Here is a 20,995-nt window from a genome sequence, read left to right on the forward strand (position 1 = left end):
GCAAAGGCATTATTTTCTATAATTATTTTGTTAAATGTCAGCACGATATCCTTCTGCTGTTTTTTACCATGAGAATCATACTAATGATCATTAATATAATCTGCGAGGCCGGCTGAGACATCCAAACCCCTTCCAGGCCGGCCGCCGGAGGAAGGACAAATTTTAAAAGTCCTAAAAGCAGGAAGGGTTCGCCGTAAATCAAAAAATAGGCGGCTTTGTTATTTCCTGTGGCGTAAAATCCGGCGATGGTGATTCTTAAAAATGAAGAAAATATGATTCCTCCCATAAATATAGGAATAATGTTTACAATCATATTTCCCGCTTCCTGGGAAGCTCCGAAAAATCCAGGGATTTTTCCAGACAACATAATCACTGCTCCTGCGCATACCACAGTAACGGCAAATGCAAAGCTGTAGGCCAGCCGCCTCATGCCTTTCATGGCTTTCCAGTTGCCGCTTCCCGCGTACAGGCTCATTAAAGGCTGAACCCCGTCTCCAATTCCCTGAAGCAGCAGCTGCAGCACAGCCAGCACGTAGCTGATTACCGCGTATACAGTTACGGCAATGGCTCCGCCGTAATCTACTGCAAATCTGTTAATAATTAAAATCACAATATTCGGAGAAAGTGTTAAACCTAAGGGGGAAATCCCTGTTTCCCCAATTTTAGATAAATACTTTTTCACTGGCAATAGGTTTGAAACAGAAACTCTGATTTCCTTTTTTAAAACAAACAAAATACAGGGAACCATTGTCACCGCCTGGCCTATAATCGTAGCCCATGCGGCGCCGGCTAGGCCCTGCTGCCATGCGGAAACAAATAAATAATCTAATACTACATTTGTCATAAAGCCTGCCATCATATAGACCATGGCAAGTATGACGGCGCCGTAATTTCGCAGTACGGGCAAAAGTCCGGTGGAAATAATCTGACAGGCCGCTCCTAATATGATGACGCCAATATATTCCTTTGCTCCCTTTAAAATTTCCCCCTTAGCTCCAAACGACTTTAGCAAAGGTTCGTGGAAGATCCACAGAATCATGGTCAGGCAAACAGATGCAAAGGCCAGGAGAAATATTGTGTTCCCCAAATATCCTTTTTCATTCTCCCTTTCTCCTCTGCCCCTGGAAAAGGCAATGTTCACTGCTCCTCCCATGCCGATTCCTGTTCCTACAGCCTGAATCAAAGCAGTAATCGGATAGCCAATATTAATGGAGGCTAGTCCGGTATCTCCTACATTCTGGCCTACAAAATAGCCGTCCACAATGGCGTATACGCCGGAAAATGCAAAGGCCAGCATAGCAGGAAGCACATTTAAAAAAAAGGTCTTCTTCACTTTTCAGAGTCCTCCATTAATCCCTTTAAAATCTCCAGGAAATGATTGTTGTACTCCGTCATTTTTCTGCACTGGTCAGCGCCCATTTGTTCCATGGCTTTTTCTTCCATGCCAATCAGTTTAGGAAAAATTTCACTGCAGACCTTCTCCCCTGCTTCTGTTAAAAACACTGCCTTATTTCTCCTGTCTGACTCTAAGGCTTCAAAAGAAACCCACTTACTTTTCTCATATGTTTTTAAAATAGAGTTGACTGTCTGCTTTGGAAGAAGCAAAGCCTCGCAAATGTCTTTCTGAGTTACTTTTCCGCTGTACTCCCATATTATCTGCAATATAAACATAGAATTGCCGGACATATGATACTTCTGCGCCCAGTCCTCGTAAATCTTTGTCATTCCATGCCAATAATCATAATAGCTTTTTCTGGCTGTTTCAATATTCATCTTATCCCCTCCATATAGTACGATTTCGGATTATATGAGATTGACACACTTTTTGTTATTTGTCAAGAAACCAGACAGCTTTCTCCTAAATTCCGTTTTTCTCACAAATATCTTTTAAGCAGCATTTATCACAGTAAGGTTTTGTTCTGGCTGTGCATACCTCTCTTCCGTGAAATACAAGTCTGTGGCAGAAATCGCTGCCCTCCTCAGGAGGAATCAGCTTCCACAAAGCCATTTCCACTTTTTTAGGCTCTCTGATTCCGTCCACTAAACCGATTCGGTTTACTAAACGTATACAATGGGTATCTGTCACAATGGCTGGCTTCCCGAATACATCTCCCATAATCAGGTTGGCGCTTTTTCTGCCTACTCCCGGCAGCTTTAAAAGAGCTTCAAAATTATCCGGCACCTTTCCTTTATATTCGTCTCTTAATATTCTCATAGTTTTACTAATATCTCTGGCTTTGCTGCGGCCTAAACCGCAGGGCTTTACAATGGCCTCTATATCCTCCGGCTCTGCCTCTGCAAGCGCGTTTACATCAGGGTACTTCTCATATAAATCCTGAACCACTATATTTACTCTGGCATCTGTACACTGAGCTGCCAGGCGCACTCCCACTAACAGCTTCCAGGCCTGGTCGTAATCTAAAGTACAGCCTACGTCCGGATATTCTTTTTTTAAACGTTCTATAGCTTCCAAAGCCAACTCTTCTTTTGTCATTTTATGTTTTCTCCTTCATTTGCATCTTCTAAAATAACTTCTTCCTCACAAACATTATTATAAAAATCTGCCTGCATCACCCCTTGAGGCCAGTTTAGACTGATTTTTGCATACTTTTCTTTTTTTCTGGCTGTCTGCTGCAGAATTTCCGCCAGCTGCTTTATTACTTCCCTTGTCAAATAGCCTCCCCTCCAATGAAAAATCAAAGGCTTTCCTTTTCTCACAGCCTGAGCGGCCCTTTTTTCCACATCCTCTATTTTAGTAAAGGACATTTTTACTTCCTTATAATAAAAATGTTCCCTGCAGCGGCACTCAGGCGTTTTCTCAATTACCGGCTGATGGTCCAGGAAAATACGCTTATCATCTAAATTAAAGTAATCATAACGCACCCTGTGATCACGGCCTAAACTATTGTCAAAGGTGGCGTCTAAATGATAGTACTCAGAACCTATTTTTATAATATTCCAGGCGTGGCGATACTTTATATTTTTTTCCGGATCAGCTTCTGAAACTGCAATTATACACCACAGCCCCAGCTTATCACATAAAGCTTTTACGGCCTTTGCAATGCCCTCGCACACTCCTACGCCCTGTCCCAAAGGCCCTATAATTTCATGGGAATAAGGCTTTTTCAGCTTATCGTACCGCACTGAGGTACAAATAAAGTCGTGAATATATTTTTCCTTTTCCCATTCCCCCATACCTTCAGCAGGGCGGGCCAGCTTTAAAATTCTGGCTTTCATGGCCTTCTGGTGATCTTTAATTTTATCTTTGTCAAATAAATATTCAGGAATTATTTCTACATTAGGGCTTCCCGGATAAAACCGGTATTGAAATCCTGATACATAAAAAATCTCAGGGCAATCCAGGCGCAGCAGAAAGAAAATCCGGCTTAGCTCCTTCCCCTCTAAACGGGGAACTGAAAAAGAGGGAGCCAAGGCTGTCAGTCCGGCTTTCATGGCATAATATACGGTTTGGCTGGCCTTGTCCATTATATGATAATAATACGGTTCCATTGTCATCTCCTTTTGGCTTAAAAAAGAACCGGCGTTAAATCCGGCTCTTTTGCGGCTTTCCAGTGTACAGCCAACTTTTATAGATTTTATCATAATCTTTTTATTTTTTCTACTACAATGTCATGGCAGCAAAATTATACTGTTCTGGCCATTATGCAAGCACTTTGCCAACAGGAAATGCTGTTCTGAATACCTTTCTCACCAGCGGACCTGCAATAATCAGCTGAAACGGCAATGCCATAATGAAATTTTTTGGTATGTTAATCAGCCAGATTATAAGCAGCTGATTCCAGGCCCCGCTTTTTACGCAGGCTTCCAGACCGCCGTAAAAGGACATAACAATTACCATTGGCACCACCATACAGCAGGAAACAGCAATGATTTTCTGCCACACCGGGCTTTCCGGATTTACAAGGTAGCGGAATGCAAAGGCTTTGGCTGGTTTGGACACAATGAACCAGTCAAAACACATGGCGTAAACATATGCCATTGGCAGTCCCAGCCAGCTTTCTTTTATAGTCTCCATGTTAAAGCTTCCTGTGTGGAGCGTTACATTGTACACGCTCATTCCCAGCACCATAACAAAACATATCATTACAGTATAAATTAAACTTTCTCTCTTATGCAACGGCATTTTCTTATTTTCCTCCTCTTATTTTGTCAGAATATACTTTTTGAGAACACGCTTGCACAGGCAACAAAAAAAACAGCAGAAGCCTCCTTTAACTCGTTGCGACTTCTACTGTTTGTATACATCTCACTGCGTTATAAACCGACAATCTATTAATTCTGTATTATTATAGCAGACTTTTTTCAAGATTGTAAGTGTTTTTTATTTCACTCGTTCCTCGTTTTATAAAAACTACGGGAAAGGGGCTGTAAAATAAGTCCTTAATTAGGAATCGCCAGTTCTGGCAAATGCCGGTTCTGGCGATTCCTTGTTTCAATATCTGTTATATGAACATGATTTCTGATCTTATATGTAAAAAAACGTACACTTAATAAAGCTATATGTATAACTTTTACATTTTAAGCAACTATTTCTTGTCTCCGCTTTTTATTATGATATTTATAAAGGTTAAAGCCACACGAAATCAATGTGACTTCGAGTATTACGTTTTTCTCGCCTCTCCGAAATAATCTTTTGTAATATTTATCCCACTTTAAAATCCCAAATGTTCCTTCTGCCTGAATACTTCGATTCATTCCTAAAAGACTTCCTTGGGTGGTTTCAAGATTTTTGATCACCTCCTGATGGATGGCTGTCAATTCCTGATTCATGCGAATTGTTCGATTACCAGAGGCCTTTGAACTGCATTCTTTTTTATGCTGGCAACCATCTCAAGATTCACATTCATAGAGTTCTTCTGTTCTTCCATATTTATTCTTATAAACATGACGTTTGCCTTTAAAGTAAAATCTCTTGCCATTTGGGCAGATCGGGTTCCCAGATTCATCCCTTCCAAAGTTTACAGCACGATATGGGTCTTTATGATATTTCTTATCTGTTGTTTCTTTCTTGAACATAGTGAATTTCATATACTTTTCCATCCCATGCTCTTCACAATAAAGATCGTTATTGTAAGAACCATATCCCGCATCGGCAACTGGATATTTGGGGTAATGTCCGTACATTTCATTAAATTTCTCCATCAGCGGAACAAAGCATTCCATATCTGATGCATAGTGTTTTACATCTACTGCCGCAATGTATTCATCACAGACAGCAGTCTGGAGATTATACGCTGGAAGCAGCTGATCATTTCCCATGTAATCTCTTTTTAAACGCATAAATGTGGCATCATGGTCTGTTTTGGAATAACTGTTTCTTTCATCTCCACAGATTTCTATATGATGTGCATATGTTTTCAAGCGTTCAAGATATCTCTGCAATTCCTGATACTGTTTTTGCTGAATACTTTTTCTGTGACCACAGCCGGAAACAAACGAGGACTCCTTCAGAGCTGTTTCTTTTTTGTACATTTCCAACAGTTCACAAACATAATCAATGGCATACTCTTCCCTCTTTTGAAGCTTTACACCGAAATAGCTTAACACGTTTTGGTTCATGGCCTCGATCAGCATTGAAATCTTTTTAAAAACCTTATCTCGATTTTTTGTACAAGATTTTTTCCATATCCAGGTATATCGATTCGCATTCGCCTCTATTTTAGTACCATCGATATAAGTATGTTCCAGATCCACCTGGTCTTTTTCAAAAATATAAGTATTCACATCCAAAAAAATCTGTTCGATTGAATCTGTAAGTTCATTTCGGATGATGTTGCCGAAAGTAACAAAGGAAGGGGCTCTCATGCCATCAAGCAGGTACATGTATCGGATATCATTTCTACAGAGTTTTTCAATATTTCTCAGAGAACAGATTCCGTGTTCCATAAAAGCAAAAAGTATTACTTTGAGGAGTTTCTGTTCATCACATCTTGGACGACCTGTTTTGTATCCCTTCTCTACAAAATATCCTGATAGGTCAATGTGATCCATTACTTCGCAGAAAGTATATACAGGATCAGAAATATCAATTAATTTTTCAATTTCTAATGGTAATTTTAATTGTCTTACAGTATAATTATTATTGGTATTTTTAGTTAGTCGCATAATTAATTATACCAAAAAAACGCTGAAATCTCACGACCTCAGCGTTTTTTTAGAGCTGTTTTTTTACAGCCCCTAGCAAATAGTTTGCGAGGTATTTCACGAGCATTACTATTTTTATTCAATGGCAATGTATTTCTTTTCTTCTACTGCCGGAACAGCTTCTTTTTTAGGAATTGTCAGTCTTAAAATACCATGCTTAAACTCTCCCTTAATGTCCTCTTCCTTTAATCCTTCGCCTACATAGAAGGATCTCTGGCAGGCGCCTGCGTAACGCTCCTTTCTGATATAACGGCCGGTTTTCTTATCCTGCTCATCCTGATCCAGGCCTTTTGCAGCGCTGATGGTTAAATAGCCGTCCTTTAGAGAAGCCTTTACCTCATCTTTTGTAAATCCTGGAAGATCCATCTCCAGCTCATAGCTGTCGCCTGACTCTTTAATATCTGTTTTCATCAGATTCTTTCCGTGATGTCCATAAAGCTTTCTTTCCATTTTTTTCATATCCCTGTCGTCAAAATACGGCATTCTAAAAAAGTCATCAAATAAATCCTGTCCAAAAATACTAGGCATTAACATAAATCATTCCTCCTTAAATATGTTTATCTATATTAAAATTAAATTAATAGTGATTAACCTTCAATGGCAATATATTTTGGCTCCTCTAAGTCCGGATCTACTTTCTTTTTAGGAATCTCCAGCTTTAAGGTGCCATTTTCAAACTTAGCTTTTATATCTTCCTTGGAAACGCTGCCTCCCACATAAAAGCTTCTGCTGTAAGAGCCTGTGTAACGCTCTCTGCGAAGATATTTATTGTCCTCATCCTTTTCTTCTTTAGAAGAACTAGAAGAAGCCTGGACTGTTAAGTACCCGTCCTTTAAATCTGCCTGAATGTCCTCCTTTTTTACTCCCGGCATATCTATGGTAACCTCATACCCATCTTCTAAATCTTTAATATCTGTTTTCATAAGACCTGCTGTCTGAAGTCCTGCTGACGGATATCTAAAAAAGTCATCGAATAAATCATCTTCAAAAATACTAGGCATTAACATATGTCATCTCTCCTTTTCCTTCACCTGTACTTTATGTGAATTTATATTTGAACTTTGGAAATTAACTCTCTTCCTTTGTTCTATATGTAATATAACACGCATTATTAGCAATGTCAAGCGGTGAGTGCTAATTTTTTTGTGAAAAAATTGTGAAGCCCTAAAGTACTGGCTTCACAAGATATTTACACTTAAAAAACTTATTTTTAGACTATTTGAATTTTCTGTACATTACGGTCATATCCCTACAATCTCCATCTTACTATCGTATCTAATTATGAATACCAACTTATATTTTCATATTTTTCTATTGTTATAAGCACTTAGAACCCGTATTTTGGTTTCTTATGTGCGATACATAAAAAACAGTTTGCCAAGTTTTTCACAAACATTACTTTTTTTATTTCACACATCTCCATTTTCCGAAAATGAATGATTCCGCCATGTTTAATAACTAAAGTTCTAAAAAATGGTGCTACAGATTATAGCTGTACGCCATTTTCGTATTTTAGCTTAGGGGGTAACTTAGGGGCTAACTTAGGGGCTAATCAATAATTTCTCCAAGTTATCACTTGAGATTCCTAAATAATTATATAACATATCCATTCATATACCAAAATACTTTACTACAATGCTGATTAATAACCCAATCTTAGTTTCTTTTCCATAGTTATCTGCTACTCATACTTTTCTTCTTCCTCCATATTTACTTTTCCCCGCTCTGCCAGCTGCCTGTTTTTTTCGTTCATGGTTCCAAATTCTTTTAGACAGCAGATTACCTGACTGCAGGAATCCATAATCTTTTCCGCCTCTTTATAAGTTTCCTCTTTAATTAACTCAAAAGGCTGCTCTGAAATTACTTTTACAGCCAGCGCCTTAGCCACTGCATACTCAATATCATTTTCATGGAGAATGCCTGCGGCAAATGGAATTCCCTTTCTCTGCAGTCTTCTGTAAACAGGGATTCCTGCCCCGCCTCCTCCTATGACAAAAACCTGGGGAGGGCCGATTACAGGCTCCATCTCCAAATACCCCAGCTCGGCGTGATAGCTGCCTTTTGTAATTCCGTATAGTTTTCCTATGTAATCTGTTGTAAATATTTCTTCCGGCGGCCCGCATTGTTCTATGGCATCCCCTTTTACACACACAATATAGTCGGACAATTTTTCAGCTAAATCCAGCTCGTGGAGAGACATAAGCACAGCCACCTGTTTTTCCCGCACTAAATTTTTTAAAATAGTCAAAAGCTCCAGCTTGTGACGGATATCTAAAAAGGAGGTGGGTTCGTCTAATACAATCACTTCCGGCTCCTGACAAATAGCTCTGGCTAATAAAATTCTCTGCCTTTGTCCGTCGCTGATCTCTGAAAAATCTTTTAAAGCCAAATCTTCTCCGTGTACCAGGCTGATTGCCTCCTGTATTTTTTCTCTGTCACGGCTGGTGAGAATTCCCAAAGGTCCTGTATAAGGATAGCGGCCGGCTGCCACAACGTCCTCGCATGTCATCAGCTCAGGGCGAACCCGCTCTGTCATCATCACTGACATTTTCTTGGCCGTCTCCCTTTCGCTCATTTTTTTCATACAAGTTCCGTCCAGGTAGACTGCTCCCTCCAGCAAATCCAGCTGCTTTATAATGCTTTTTAGAATCGTGGACTTTCCGGCTCCATTAGGGCCGATTAAGGTAACGATTTCTCCCTGTTTTACGTGAAGGTGAATCTGGCGGATCAAGGGGGTTTTTCCGTAGCCTACTGTCATATTTTCCGTATAAATATAATCCTTTTTCACAGATCCTCCTTACTAAATGCGCCTTCTGCTTCTTACCATTATGTAAATCACAATAGGCGCGCCGAAAACTGCCGTTACTGAGCTGATGCTTAATTCTGCCGGGGCAAATACAGTTCTGGCGGCCATATCGCAGAATAAGCAGAATACTGCGCCCCCTAAAAAGCAGCCTGGTATCATAAGTAAAGGCTTAGCCGTGCCAAACAGGCTTTTTACTAAATGAGGCACTGCAATTCCCACAAATGACACAGGGCCGGCAAAGGCTGTGACGCAGGCTGATAAAATACTGGATAATAAAATCAGTCCAATGCGAAAACCTTTGATGTTCACTCCCATGCTTTTGGCATAAACCTCTCCCATTTGATACGCTCCAATAGGTTTGGCCATAAGAAATGTAAGAAATAAGGCGGCAAAAATCACTGCGGACATAACCTTAACATTTTCCCAAGATATACCGGAAAAGCTTCCCATAGACCAGTTGTGAAGATTCACAATATCCGCATCATCTGCAAAAGTGACCACAAAGTCTGTAATAGCTGAACAAATATAGCTGATCATAATTCCGCATATTACCAGCATAGACATTTGCTTTACCTTACCGGAAATCAGCAGAATAAATCCCATGGAGATCATGGCCCCTAAAAACGCCGCTAATATCATCATCCAGGAGCTGATTACAAGTCCTTTTCCTAAAAGCACAATCATCATAAGGGAAACGAAAAGCTTGGCCCCTGAAGAGATCCCCAGCACAAAGGGGCCTGCGATTGGGTTGGAAAAAAAGGTTTGAAGGAGAAATCCTGACACAGACAAGGCTCCGCCTAATATCATGGCGGCTAAAATCCGCGGGAAGCGGATGTCCCATACAATGTGATAAGCCGTCTCCTCCCCTGTTTTTGTTAAAAATATATTAAAAACCTTCTCAGGTGACAGAAAAACACTGCCGGAAGCCATATTCCAAAGAAATAAAACACATACCATGGCCCCTAAAACGGCAAATGACACGCTGTATTTCACATAAAGTCCTTTTCTCATAATCTGACTCCCTCTCTCAAATTCCAGGAAATTTATTTTAGCTGGTAAAGATAAGTCATTTCCTCATCTTTTGGGTTTTCCTCTGTAAACAATTTATTTATATCTAAAATCAAATTTCCAAGCCCCATAGTTTCCTGAAATAAATTTTTTTCTGTGCACCACACATGTCCCTGTTTTACTGCTTTAAAATCTGCTAAAATACTGCTTTTATCAAGCAGCTGTTTTAATGTGTAAAGCTGGCCGTCCACAGTGCTGTTGTAGATTAAATAATCCGCCTCCCTGGCGGCTGCATAAAAAGCTTCCATCTGCATGTTCATAGTAGATAATGCGTTCTCATTTTCCTCCAGATTCTCAGGCACATAAGAGCCGCCTGCCAGCTGGATTATTTTTGCCACATAATCTCCTGACTTTCTCACATTTACATATCCATTAGAGCTGATATAAAAGAAAGCCGCCGTTTTTCCTGTAGGCTGCTGATTCATAACTGCTTCCAGGTTTTTTACCTGTTCCTGAAAGCAGGCTTTGGCCAGTTCGTCTTTTCCCAGCAGCGCTCCATAAAGCTTTATCCACTCCATTCTGCCTAGAGGGTGGCTTTCATAGCTGGAGCGCTCCACCAGCACGGGAATCCCCAGATTTTCCAGCTGCTCCTTTACCTCCGGGGAATGGTAGATCATTGTAGACTCTATGGCCAAATCACATGATTTTGATAAAATTCTTTCATAATCAGGAGCATTATACTTTCCTGCGTAAACCATATTGCCCTGGCGAAAGGCCTCCTTTGCCTCATTTATATACCACCCCTCCTTTTTTGTGCCTGAAAGTGTAATCTGATTTACACTATCTAAATTGGAAAACAAATCCATGGCCGAGGTGGCTGCCAGATAAATATTGTCTAAAGGTCTTTGAATTACGACTACATCCTGTGGTATATCAGCCGGAACCTGCTGCCCTTTGGGCACTACTAAATAGCGGCCGCTTTCCTTTATATTCAGCATTGTATATCCATTGTCATAATAATCTACAGAAAACTGTTCTGCATAAAGTAGTTCCATACTGTGATTTATTTTTTCTTCTTCCCAGCCCTTTTCTACTGGCTCTGCTTCAGCCTTTTCTAAGGTAGATGAATGGAATATTAATGTGTACTCAATTTCATGGGGCTGGCTCATGGCAATTGTATCGGCAATTACCGGCAGCTTCCAGTCAAAACCCATAACAGGAATTTCAAAGCTGGAATTTCCCTCTGCATCCATTCTCTCATACTTTTCTCCGTTTACTTTCATATAGTCATAATTGGGGCTGCCCCAGATAATAGTGGCAAAGGCCTGCCCATTTTCCACCCTGAGAGAGGTTGGGGACTGGACAGAAGACTTTCCTGAGCCTCCCCCTAAATCTACCTGTACCTTGTACATTCCGTCCTCTAATCCCAGGCTTTCTGCCGTAGCCGCCATTCCCTCCTTATATGCTTCCAGCGGAAGGGAATCTGCCCGGAAAACTAAGACTCTGTCATACCATTTTTCCTTATTTTTGCTGAATGCGCTGCAGTTAATTCCCATATCCAAAGCTTCTACAGGCACCTGAAACGTATGCATTCCCTCTTCATTTTCCACATAAGGAATATAATCCTTATCTGCTGCAGCCAGGACTTCCTCGCCGGTGCCCATGTAAAGCTTTAAATATCCTTTCCCGCTCATGGTCATTTCTGCAGTCATTTTTCCGTCTTCTACTGTCAGCTGACAAGCTACAATCTGGAACATGTTAGAGCTGGAATCTACTTTTATCTGATATACTCCGTCTTTTACCAAGCTGCCGTAAACAGGCTCCATCCCCTCCTCCACTACTTCTATTTGACTGGCTGTTTCTAAAACGGCTTCAGAGGCGCCTTCTGGAACGTTTTCTGGCGCGTTATCAGAAAAACTTTCTGACGCGCCTTCTGATATACTTTCAGTTTGACTGCTTTCCGACAGCGTTTCATTTTTCTCACATCCTGCTGCAAGCAGACAAAAAGCCGCAATAATTACGGGAAAAATTCTTTTATAAATCTTCATAATTTATTTCCTTAAAAAGGCGATCAGCACAAAATCTCCGACCGCCTTTTTCCTTTTCTATTAATTTGCCTGCAGACTGTCTGCTGCCGCCTGAGCGTGCTCTACAAAAATCTGCTGAATTCCTTCTAATTCTCCCAGTCCGCGCACAAGGCATGTCACCTGGTATCCTGCTGCCTCAAAAGCTGTTTTCCAGCTGTCTTCATCTCCTGCCATATCATTGTTGGCATGATCTCCTGCCACTACCATTAATGGCTCTAAAACTACTTTTTTATATTCTCCTGCCTGAACTGCCGCCAGCACGTCATCTAAAGTAGGAGCAGCCTCCACCGTACCTACAAAGTAGTTTTCATACCCGCCTTCTGTAAGCATCTCCTGCATTTTCGCATATACCTGGTTAGAATCAGCTTCTGTGCCGTGACCCATAAAGCAGATAGCAGTCTCTCCGTCATCATACTCTGCAGTCGCCTCTGTAATAGCCTGAATAACAGCCTGGAAATCTTCATCAGATGTTAAAAGCGGCTGTCCTACCACTACCTTTTCAAAAGAGTCAGAATACTCTGCTACTTCGTTTACCAGATCGTTATATTCTAATCCGTTCATTAAATGGGTTGGCTGAATCACCAAATTTTTAACTTGGTTGTCTACAGCTCTGTCTAAAGCTTCTTTTACATTGTCAATCTGAACATTGTCTCTGCTTTTTATGTGATCAATAATAATCTGACTGGTAAATCCTCTTCTCACTGAGTAATCTGGAAAAGCTTTCTCAATGGCTTCCTCAATGGCTCCAATTGTTAAACGTCTGTTGTCGTTGTAGCTGGTTCCAAAGCTGACTACTAAAAGCTCGTTATCCCCAATCTCATCCTGGTTTCTGGTGTTGTCCATAGAAGCGTCTCCTGTGTCGTAATTTTCCTCTTCGTCTGCTTCTTTTGCCTCTGTCTCCTCTGAAGTTTCCTCAGAAGCTTCTGTCACTGCCTCCTCTGCGGTCTCTGTAGTTTCTACAGACTCTGCCACTGTCTCCTTCTGTCCGCATCCGGACGCTACTGCCGCTGTAAGCGCTGCTGCCGCAAACAGTACTGACAATTTTTTCAATTTCATCTTTTTCCTCCTTGTTTTCCATAAATCATCGGTTTCACAAGGTATGGGAATAACGGCTGGCTCCACAAAAGCTCTCAGGGCAAAATAAGACCGGCAGACCTTCTGGGCAAAAGTCTGTCTTACTTTTTGAGCCAGAGATCTCCGGTCTTTTAGCCGTAAATCGGTACGATCAATTACTCGTGATCCGGAACCTTATTCCTGTACCTGCAGCTGGCAGGTTTCCTGACTTGTCTATCAACGCACACCATCTCCTTCCCAGTTTAAAATAAACCAGTGGCTGTTTAAAACAATGATGATGCACTCCTTACTTACAGTGACGAGATCGCACAGGATTTCCACCTGTTTCCCTTTTACCCATTGCCAAAAATCCAGGCTCCGGCACCAGCTGTTCTTAACTCGATATGAATTATCCTACCATTGAACGAAGAAAAAAGCAAGTGCCTGGTCTATTCTTTCGCCTCCCTGTAGCAAACCATTACAGAGCAGATGGTAAAACCTGCGGCAAAGGCCAAAGAAACGCCTGCCGACAGCCAGGTAATTTCTTCTCCAAAAGAGATTTCTCTCATTAATCTGACAACATGAGTGAGGGGCATCAGATTCACGATCCACTTTAATACCTGAGGAATTCCATCCAGAGAGAAAAAAGTGCCGCAGAGAAATGACATCGGAGTAATCACAATATTTGTAAAATTATTCATATCATAATGTGTTTCTATTAGCATGGCGGCTAAAAAGCCCAGGGCTGCAAAAATAATGCCGTTAATTGCTCCCACAGCAAACAGCCATCCGTTTACAGCTAAACCTCCTCCTGACAGAAAGCCTAAAATCAAAATAAATAATCCTGCATACAATCCTCTGACTGCTCCCGCCAGAATATGGCCCGCCGCCAAAATATACATAGGGGTGGGGGAATATAAATAGCATTCAAAGCTTTTCTCGTGGAGGCGCATAACGCTGATTCGGGTAGATACAGAGGTATAGCTGTTGCGCATAATTGTCATAGCCAAAAGCCCCGGCAGAAGATAATAAAGATAAGGACGCCCTTCTACAGTCATCTGCCCGCCCACTCCCAAGCCAAAGGTAACAAAATACAGCATAGGGGACACCATCTGGGAAAATGTAATTCTAAAGAATCTCCGTTTTAAAAACAGCCATTCTCTCCAGAAAATCGTAGTTATTTCCATATGTCCCCCTCCTTGCTGGTATAGCGAAAAAATACGTCCTCTAAAGTAGACGGCTGTACGCTGCACAGGCCCTCCAACTCTCTTGCTTTGTCCTTTGCCTCTGATAAATTCCGGAAAAATTCCCACTGCTGCTTTTCTCCCGTATGGTGCACCACCTTAAATGGACCTATTTCATCAATCAAATTTTGAGGCGTATTTTCCTTAAAGATTTTTCCCCTGTCCATCATCATTACATAATCGCACAGCTGCTGGGCCTCTTCTATATAGTGAGTAGTGAGAATAATGGTTTTTCCCTCTTTGTGCTGCATATGCAGAAACTCCCATATATCCCGCCTGGCATTAGGGTCTATGCCAACTGTAGGCTCATCTAAAAATAAATACCTGGGGTTGTGAATGAAGGCTTTTGCTATCATCAGCTTTCGTTTCATGCCTCCTGACAAGTTTTTGGCCACACGTTTTCCTACAGAATCCAGGCCTAAATATTCCAGCAGACGGCTGGAGGATACAGAAATATCCGCCTTTCCCATTTGGTAAAGGCGGCCTGCAAACTGCATATTTTCTTCTACTGTTAACTCCTTATCCAGATTGATATGCTGGCTGGAAATTCCTATTTCTCTTTTTACAGCCACAGCATTTCTGTTCATAATCTGTCCGTCAAACCTGACTGTTCCCGTATCCGGCGTTAACAGCCCTGTCATCATCCGCATAAGTGTTGTTTTTCCTGCGCCGTTAGGCCCTAAAAGCCCTAAAAATCTGCCGTCCGGCACCTTTATAGAGACCCCGTCCACAGCCTGAACAGTTCCAAAGGCTTTACAGATATTTTCACATACAATCATAACCTTATTCCCTCTGCTTTTTAATAATAACAGTTGACAGATAAGGAATCTGATACTGCTCCAGTTTTTCAAAATCTGTGATGATCTGCTCTTCTTCTGTCCCTGACCTGGAAATCAACACAAAACTATTTTCCAAATGATTTTCCTTCATTGCCTGAATCAAAGCTTCCGGATCAGAAGACGGCTTCATTAAAACAATATTGTCGTGCTCTTTAAATATTTTTCCCAGCTCCCCGCTGCTGTTTTTTCTCACAGGAACCACCACCAGATCTTCATTCCAGGTCATCAGGGGAATCCTGGCCTTATCAGCTACTGCGCAGAAGGAAGTAATGCCGGGCACTACCTGAACCGGCACCCCCGCCGCCTCTATGTAAGGCAATGTGTACATAAATGTACTGTAAACGCTTGGATCTCCCAGGGTAATAAACGCCCCTGTTCTCTCTCCTTTTAAATGTTCGGCAATACATTCTGCATTTTGTTCCCACATACTTTTTAGTTTCTGTCCATGGTAATGCATAGGATACACCAGGGAAACAATCTCTGCTTTTTCATTTTCCAAAACCGGCTTAATAATATCCAAAGCAAAGCTGCCTGCTCCCTCCTCCTTCTCCGGACAAAAAATAACGTCTGCAGTGTTTAAAATTTTATAAGCCTTTAAGGTTAACAGATCCGGATCTCCCGGACCTACTCCGACTCCATATAATTTTCCCATTTATCATCCCTCTTTCCACGGATATGGTATCATATCCGCTGAAAAAGGGCAAATATTTCCTTTATTTCTTCTTTGCTTTTCTGTCCTAAATTTTGTAAAGGACTTCTTACATAACCTCCTTTATATCCCATTAAATCACACCCATATTTCAGACCGGCAACTCCATAGGTTCCTGTTACCGCTGTATTTATAGGCAAAATATTTTCATAAAGCTTTCTGGCATCCTCCCATTTTCCCTGTTCAAATAAACTTTGAATCTTTACACATTCTTCTGGACAACAATTTGCCAAAGCGTGAACTCCTGCCTTTATTCCCAGGGCCAAAGCCGGATACCAGGCCCCGGCTGTGCCCACCATAATATTAAAATCCTCTGAAGCTGCCCTTTTGTAAGCGGCCAGCTGCTGAATATTTCCTGAACTGTCCTTCATTCCAATAATATTAGAGTGTTTAGCCAGCTCTTTTACTGCGTCCGCCTCAATATTCACATGAGTAAATTTGGGCACGTTATAAAGTAATACTGGAATATTTACATGGTCCGCAACCTGAGTAAAATAATCAATCATAGCCATGCTGTTCATGCTGTTTCCAAAGAAACAGGGAGTCAGCACTAATGCACTTTGGGCTCCTAACCGGGCAGCCCTATTTGTAAACTCAATAGTCTCTCTAATGGACTCCAGGCCGGTTCCTGCCATAATATGTTTATCCTTCAAGCTGTGTTTTACTGTTAAACGAATTAATTCCTCTTTCTCTTCCATGCTTAAATAACATGCTTCACTGTTGGAGCCCAACACTAAATAACCAGAAAGTCCTGTGTGGTTCCATTTTTCAATATTATCTGTAAAAGCCTGATAATCCACGTCCCCATTTTCCTTAAATGGAGTAATCATAGGAGGAAAAACTCCTGTCAGCTGCAATTTATTCATACTTATTCTCCTTCTTTAATAATGTTTAAATAATACTTACTATCCACGCGCAAAACAGCCCTGAGCCTGCCAACACCACATTCTGCGCTACACAAAGTGTTTTTAATGTTGTTTTTGTGTCATATCCAAAAAATTCTGCAAATACCCAGAAAAAGCTGTTATTCACATGGGAACCGCAGTGGGACCCTGCTGAAATAGAAATAAATGCTGTAATCGGGTTTAAAAGGCCGGCTTCAATGAGAGGCAGGGACAGGGAGGCGCCTAGAAGGGCGGCCACTGAACCAGAGCCTTGAGCGAATTTTGATAAGGCGGTAATAAGAAAAGGAATCAAAACTACAGGGAGACCGCTGACTGCCAATGCGTCTGCAAACATTTGTCCTGTCCCTGTGGCGTCCACTACCTTAGCCAGAGCGCCTCCTGCTGCCGTTATAAAAATAACCGGACCTGCTGTTTTTAACGCCTCCCCAATAGCTCCAAAGGTTTCTCCCTCCGGAAGCTTCTTTTTCAGCAAAAGAATTGCGGACACAATGCCGATTACAAGAGCAATATTTTTATCTCCTACAAATCCGGCTGCCTTCAATGCCAAAGATTCTTCTGGTAAAATCAGAGAACATACAGAGTTTAATATAATCAGCACAATTGGAATCAGAATTGGCAGTATAGCCGCTGTAAATCCAGGCATATCTTCTTCTCTTACACTGGATTCTACTTTTTCTGTCCGTTCATTTTCCTCTGTTGATGTAAAGAAATTTCTAGGTTTTTTATCCAAAAACATCATACAGTACACCCATGCCGCTACTGTGGAAACTGCAGCAGTTACAAGACCATATACAATAGACGTGCCTATATCCAATCCAATTACTGAGGCTACGGCTAACGGGGCCGGCGTTGGCGCCACATAAGCATTGGTGCACAGCAGCGCGCTTGCAGTCAGCACAGCGAAAACACAAACCGCTTTTCCTGTTTTCTTTGAAATAGCCTTTATAATGGGTGATAGCATAATTAAGGCTACATCCGAAAACACAGGGATGGAAACCAGGTAGCCTGTGGCGGCTAAGGCGACGCTGGCATTTTTTTCTCCCGTCAGCTTTAATAAGGAGGTTGCAATTCTTTGACAGGAATTAGATTTTTCCAGATATGTGCCCAGTATTGTGCCAAATATAATAACAAGACCAATATTTTTACATGTATTTCCAAAGCCTCCTGTAATAGCGTCTATGGTTGCCGCCGACCCTACCCCGCTTCCTATTCCGATAATCAGTCCTCCAAAAAGCATACTCATAAAGGGACCTAATTTTGTCTTTATCATAAGAAAAAGCATAATTGCCAAACCCACCAGAAAAACTATAATTGTCTGCATATTCCCCTCTCCCTTCAATTATTAATACAGCCAAACCGCCCCTTTGTCAGCTCCTGAAACCATAGAACGAAACGCCTTCACCACGCCTTTCGCCGGGTGATTAGGTTTTACTGCCTTTGTTAATCTTTCCTTTATTTCTTCCTCTGATAATTCTACGTTAATTGTCCTGTTGTTTAAATCTATTGTAATTATATCTCCATCTTCCACAGCTGCAATCGGTCCTCCCTCCCAGGCTTCCGGAGTAATATGTCCCACGCAGGGACCTCTGGTAGCTCCGGAAAATCTTCCGTCAGTAATCATAGCCACAGATGTATGTAACCCCATTCCCACCAGCATAGCGGCAGGAATAGAAAGCTCTCTCATTCCCGGTCCCCCTTTCGGGCCTTCATAGCGGATGACCAGCACGCTGCCTGGCTGAATCTTTCTATTTACCATATAATCTCTTAAATTTTCTTCTGAGTCAAAGCAGACTGCAGGACCTTTGTGATAAAACATGGAAGGCTCCACGCCGCTTTTCTTCACCACACATCCCTGGGGAGCTAAATTTCCTGTAAGCACGGCAAAGCAGCCATCTGGATATAAAGGATCGTCTGAATCGTGAATGATTTCTTTATTTACTTTTCTGTTAAAATGCTGCAGATATTCTCTTAACGTGCCTCCCATAACCATTTTCTCGTCTAAAAACAAGTAATCCTTTATGCTTTTTAATGTAGCTCCTACGCCTCCTGCTTTATAGTAATCATAAATATTGTATTTAGAAGACGGCTTAAATTTTGCTATACATGGCACATCCTTTTGAATCTCATCAAATCTTTTCATGTCTAACTCAATATCCATGGCGTTGGCAATGGCGCATACATGAAGCTGAGCATTGCTGGAGCCTCCAGTGGCAGAAATGTGGCGAAGGCCGTTAATTATAGATTGTTCTGTTACAATATCAGAAAATTTAATCCCTTCTTTTGTCAGCTCTACAATCCTTTCTCCCACGTCTCTGGCCTGTTTATATTTAGCTGCCGAACAATAAAGCATAGTCGTAGAGTCAATTGGCGCTAATCCAATTACCTCTGAGAACACTCCCATAGTATTGGCTGTCCCGTACATAGAGCAGGTGCCGCAGGAAAAGCATATATTTTCTTTTAAATTTGTAAATGTTTCTTCTGAAATTGTTTTTACATTATACTGTCCAATAGATTCTTTCAAGTCTGGCGTTACATAAGTATTTTCTTCTCCCTCATAAGGCAGCATAGAACCTGCAGTCAGAAATATACAGGGCTTATTTAAGGAAGCCGCCGCTATCAGCATACCTGGCACAATCTTATCGCAGGAGCATAAAAATACTAAACCGTCAAATGAATGAGCGTTAACCATAGCTTCTACTGAACCTGCAATCAGCTCTCTTTGAGGAAGGATATAATGCATCCCCTCCCCATGTGACATTCCGTCACAGGGGGCCGGAACATTAAATTCTGCAGGGGCGCCTCCGGCACACCAGATTCCCTCCTTTACATATTTCACCAGCTCTTCAAATGCTTTATGGCCTGGATTCACATCTGTGTGTGAATTTACAATTCCAATTATAGGCTTATGTAAGTCCTTTGTTCTGTATCCACAGGCATTCATTAATCCTACATAGTATGCCTCCTGCGGATTATCTGCACGTGAACTTTTCCATTTTTCCATTCTGCTTCTCCCTTCTGCTTTTATTTCACTTACTCCATTTCTTTTCTAAAAACTTGATTTATGTTTTATATGTTTTATTATAGCTTCCCGTATAACAAAAGAAAAACAGTTAAATATACACTATATAACAAGTTTTTTCTTGTTATAAAAAGCCATTTGTGATAAGCTATATAGAGAAACAAGGGGGGGATTTTATTATGAATAATGGGTTTAAAATGTTTTTGCTGGCAGCTGAGGAACTGAATTTCTCCAGAGCTGCCGACCGGGCTTTTGTCACCCAACAATGTTTAAGCGACCACATTAAACGTTTGGAGGAATCGTACCATGTTACTCTTTTTCAAAGGAAACCCAAAATTGCATTAACGCCTGAAGGACAGGCTATGTTAAAATATCTGTCCAGAATCCAGGCTTTAGAGGACAGTATGATTAACGAGCTAAGCGACATCAGCTCTGGAGTCCGGGGCACTATTAACTTCGGCGTCAGCTCCACCAGAGGATTTATTATTGTCCCCAAGTTAATCCCTGCATTTCAAAAAAAATTTCCTAATGTAGATGTGCAGATCCAATTAAATGATACAAAACGTCTGGAACAGCAGCTGATTAACAATAAGCTGGATATCTTTCTTGGAGTAGATACCAGCCAGCATGTGCTGTTTAGCAGAGAGGGCGTCTGTGAGGACCCTCTTTATTTAGTAATATCTGATATTCTTCTGCGCACATATTTTCCTGATACATACGACACATGTATCTCCCAGTTTCCTAAAGGCGCAGATTTAAATCTTTTTAAACAGGTTCCTTTTGTCCAGGGCCACAATTTCAGCACTACTACTTACGCCATTAACCAGTTCCTTATGAAATATAATATCCAGCTGAAAATCCCGATTTTGGCCAGCAATTTTGATATTTTAATTGAACTGTGCAAAACAGGCTTTTACGCTACAATTTCACCTAGTTTCCACCTAATCAGGCTCATTCAGATGAATCACTATCTTCCTCCGGAGAAAAAATTACACGTATTTCCTATTAAAAATCTTGATTATATGCTGAATATAGAAATTATTACGCACCGGGACGCCCAGCCTTTGCTTCACACCTCCACTTTTTGCTGTATGTTAAAAGAATTTTTGATGGAGGAAAATAAAAAAATTGCCAGGTATCTGGCAGAGCGATAGTCAAGA

At 41.2% G+C, this 20,995-nt stretch carries 18 protein-coding genes, 1 pseudogene and 1 riboswitch; of the genes and pseudogenes, 1 reads left to right on the top strand and 18 read right to left on the bottom strand.

Features of this window, described 5'->3' with window-relative positions; translation table 11 throughout:
- Window positions 1-37: 37 nt before the first annotated feature.
- The 18 genes and pseudogenes from C1A07_RS03135 to ilvD form a co-directional block, all read right to left on the bottom strand.
- Window positions 38-1,333 (bottom strand): MATE family efflux transporter, encoded by a 1,296-nt coding sequence (locus C1A07_RS03135; protein WP_101875823.1) that lies wholly within the window; start codon window positions 1,331-1,333, stop codon window positions 38-40.
- A complete protein-coding gene (locus C1A07_RS03140; RefSeq protein WP_101875824.1) occupies window positions 1,330-1,773 on the bottom strand; it encodes a MarR family winged helix-turn-helix transcriptional regulator in 444 nt (147 codons plus the stop codon). Before C1A07_RS03140 ends, C1A07_RS03135 begins: the two co-directional genes overlap by 4 nt.
- A gap of 85 nt (window positions 1,774-1,858) precedes the next feature.
- Window positions 1,859-2,494: an endonuclease III domain-containing protein gene (locus C1A07_RS03145; protein WP_101875825.1), complete on the bottom strand. Its 636-nt coding sequence runs from the start codon at window positions 2,492-2,494 to the stop codon at window positions 1,859-1,861.
- Window positions 2,491-3,510, bottom strand: coding sequence for a transglutaminase domain-containing protein (locus C1A07_RS03150; protein ID WP_101878013.1), 1,020 nt, complete (start codon window positions 3,508-3,510; stop codon window positions 2,491-2,493). The genes C1A07_RS03145 and C1A07_RS03150 overlap by 4 nt, the downstream gene beginning before the upstream one ends.
- A 151-nt stretch (window positions 3,511-3,661) precedes the next feature.
- Complete coding sequence (locus tag C1A07_RS03155) at window positions 3,662-4,144, bottom strand: DUF2798 domain-containing protein (RefSeq protein WP_101875826.1); 483 nt, start codon at window positions 4,142-4,144, stop codon at window positions 3,662-3,664.
- Between the two features lie 395 nt (window positions 4,145-4,539).
- Window positions 4,540-6,126, bottom strand: a pseudogene (locus C1A07_RS03160) (transposase).
- 114 nt (window positions 6,127-6,240) lie between these two features.
- Entirely contained in the window at window positions 6,241-6,699 is a 459-nt protein-coding gene (locus C1A07_RS03165; protein WP_101875827.1) for an Hsp20/alpha crystallin family protein, read from the bottom strand.
- Window positions 6,700-6,752: 53 nt separating this feature from the next.
- On the bottom strand, window positions 6,753-7,172 hold the full coding sequence (locus tag C1A07_RS03170) for an Hsp20/alpha crystallin family protein (RefSeq protein ID WP_101875828.1): 420 nt from the start codon (window positions 7,170-7,172) through the stop codon (window positions 6,753-6,755).
- Window positions 7,173-7,846: 674 nt separating this feature from the next.
- The gene (locus C1A07_RS03175) at window positions 7,847-8,953 is read right to left on the bottom strand and encodes an ABC transporter ATP-binding protein (protein WP_101875829.1); all 1,107 of its coding nucleotides are present in this window, start codon (window positions 8,951-8,953) and stop codon (window positions 7,847-7,849) included.
- 12 nt (window positions 8,954-8,965) lie between these two features.
- The gene (locus C1A07_RS03180; RefSeq protein WP_101875830.1) at window positions 8,966-9,982 is read right to left on the bottom strand and encodes a FecCD family ABC transporter permease; all 1,017 of its coding nucleotides are present in this window, start codon (window positions 9,980-9,982) and stop codon (window positions 8,966-8,968) included.
- A gap of 32 nt (window positions 9,983-10,014) precedes the next feature.
- Complete coding sequence (locus tag C1A07_RS16745; RefSeq protein ID WP_242972349.1) at window positions 10,015-11,148, bottom strand: ABC transporter substrate-binding protein; 1,134 nt, start codon at window positions 11,146-11,148, stop codon at window positions 10,015-10,017.
- A gap of 939 nt (window positions 11,149-12,087) precedes the next feature.
- Window positions 12,088-13,122, bottom strand: coding sequence for a sirohydrochlorin cobaltochelatase (locus C1A07_RS03190; protein WP_101875831.1), 1,035 nt, complete (start codon window positions 13,120-13,122; stop codon window positions 12,088-12,090).
- 195 nt (window positions 13,123-13,317) lie between these two features.
- Window positions 13,318-13,523, bottom strand: a riboswitch (cobalamin riboswitch).
- A gap of 45 nt (window positions 13,524-13,568) precedes the next feature.
- Entirely contained in the window at window positions 13,569-14,306 is a 738-nt protein-coding gene (locus C1A07_RS03195) for an ABC transporter permease (protein WP_101875832.1), read from the bottom strand.
- Window positions 14,297-15,142 carry an ABC transporter ATP-binding protein gene (locus tag C1A07_RS03200; protein WP_101875833.1) on the bottom strand — a complete coding sequence of 282 codons (846 nt, stop codon included), beginning with the start codon at window positions 15,140-15,142 and terminating at the stop codon, window positions 14,297-14,299. The genes C1A07_RS03195 and C1A07_RS03200 overlap by 10 nt, the downstream gene beginning before the upstream one ends.
- Before the next feature lie 4 nt (window positions 15,143-15,146).
- Complete coding sequence (cobI, locus tag C1A07_RS03205; RefSeq protein WP_101875834.1) at window positions 15,147-15,854, bottom strand: precorrin-2 C(20)-methyltransferase; 708 nt, start codon at window positions 15,852-15,854, stop codon at window positions 15,147-15,149.
- 29 nt (window positions 15,855-15,883) lie between these two features.
- Complete coding sequence (locus tag C1A07_RS03210; RefSeq protein WP_101875835.1) at window positions 15,884-16,777, bottom strand: dihydrodipicolinate synthase family protein; 894 nt, start codon at window positions 16,775-16,777, stop codon at window positions 15,884-15,886.
- 25 nt (window positions 16,778-16,802) lie between these two features.
- Window positions 16,803-18,137, bottom strand: a complete 1,335-nt coding sequence (locus tag C1A07_RS03215) for a GntP family permease (RefSeq protein WP_101875836.1) — start codon at window positions 18,135-18,137, stop codon at window positions 16,803-16,805.
- Between the two features lie 21 nt (window positions 18,138-18,158).
- Window positions 18,159-19,817, bottom strand: a complete 1,659-nt coding sequence (ilvD, locus tag C1A07_RS03220) for a dihydroxy-acid dehydratase (protein WP_101875837.1) — start codon at window positions 19,815-19,817, stop codon at window positions 18,159-18,161.
- A 197-nt stretch (window positions 19,818-20,014) separates the two neighbouring features.
- Here ilvD and C1A07_RS03225 point away from each other — a divergent pair, with 197 nt between their 5' ends.
- The gene (locus tag C1A07_RS03225) at window positions 20,015-20,989 is read left to right on the top strand and encodes a LysR family transcriptional regulator (protein ID WP_101875838.1); all 975 of its coding nucleotides are present in this window, start codon (window positions 20,015-20,017) and stop codon (window positions 20,987-20,989) included.
- The last annotated feature ends 6 nt before the right edge of the window (window positions 20,990-20,995 follow it).

Source organism: Lachnoclostridium edouardi, from assembly GCF_900240245.1.
In the GTDB taxonomy this organism is placed as follows: Bacteria; Bacillota; Clostridia; order Lachnospirales; family Lachnospiraceae; genus Lachnoclostridium_A; species Lachnoclostridium_A edouardi.

Excerpts from the sequence above, each read along its gene's own strand:
- C1A07_RS03140 (WP_101875824.1), bottom strand. The coding sequence starts at position 1,773 with ATGAATATTGAAACAGCCAGAAAAAGCTATTATGATTATTGGCATGGA.
- C1A07_RS03145 (WP_101875825.1), bottom strand. The coding sequence starts at position 2,494 with ATGACAAAAGAAGAGTTGGCTTTGGAAGCTATAGAACGTTTAAAAAAA.
- C1A07_RS03150 (WP_101878013.1), bottom strand. The coding sequence starts at position 3,510 with ATGGAACCGTATTATTATCATATAATGGACAAGGCCAGCCAAACCGTA.
- C1A07_RS03155 (WP_101875826.1), bottom strand. The coding sequence starts at position 4,144 with ATGCCGTTGCATAAGAGAGAAAGTTTAATTTATACTGTAATGATATGT.
- C1A07_RS03165 (WP_101875827.1), bottom strand. The coding sequence starts at position 6,699 with ATGTTAATGCCTAGTATTTTTGGACAGGATTTATTTGATGACTTTTTT.
- C1A07_RS03170 (WP_101875828.1), bottom strand. The coding sequence starts at position 7,172 with ATGTTAATGCCTAGTATTTTTGAAGATGATTTATTCGATGACTTTTTT.
- C1A07_RS03180 (WP_101875830.1), bottom strand. The coding sequence starts at position 9,982 with ATGAGAAAAGGACTTTATGTGAAATACAGCGTGTCATTTGCCGTTTTA.
- C1A07_RS16745 (WP_242972349.1), bottom strand. The coding sequence starts at position 11,148 with ATGAGCCAGCCCCATGAAATTGAGTACACATTAATATTCCATTCATCT.
- C1A07_RS03190 (WP_101875831.1), bottom strand. The coding sequence starts at position 13,122 with ATGAAATTGAAAAAATTGTCAGTACTGTTTGCGGCAGCAGCGCTTACA.
- C1A07_RS03195 (WP_101875832.1), bottom strand. The coding sequence starts at position 14,306 with ATGGAAATAACTACGATTTTCTGGAGAGAATGGCTGTTTTTAAAACGG.
- C1A07_RS03200 (WP_101875833.1), bottom strand. The coding sequence starts at position 15,142 with ATGATTGTATGTGAAAATATCTGTAAAGCCTTTGGAACTGTTCAGGCT.
- cobI (WP_101875834.1), bottom strand. The coding sequence starts at position 15,854 with ATGGGAAAATTATATGGAGTCGGAGTAGGTCCGGGAGATCCGGATCTG.
- C1A07_RS03210 (WP_101875835.1), bottom strand. The coding sequence starts at position 16,777 with ATGAATAAATTGCAGCTGACAGGAGTTTTTCCTCCTATGATTACTCCA.
- C1A07_RS03215 (WP_101875836.1), bottom strand. The coding sequence starts at position 18,137 with ATGCAGACAATTATAGTTTTTCTGGTGGGTTTGGCAATTATGCTTTTT.
- ilvD (WP_101875837.1), bottom strand. The coding sequence starts at position 19,817 with ATGGAAAAATGGAAAAGTTCACGTGCAGATAATCCGCAGGAGGCATAC.
- C1A07_RS03225 (WP_101875838.1), top strand. The coding sequence starts at position 20,015 with ATGAATAATGGGTTTAAAATGTTTTTGCTGGCAGCTGAGGAACTGAAT.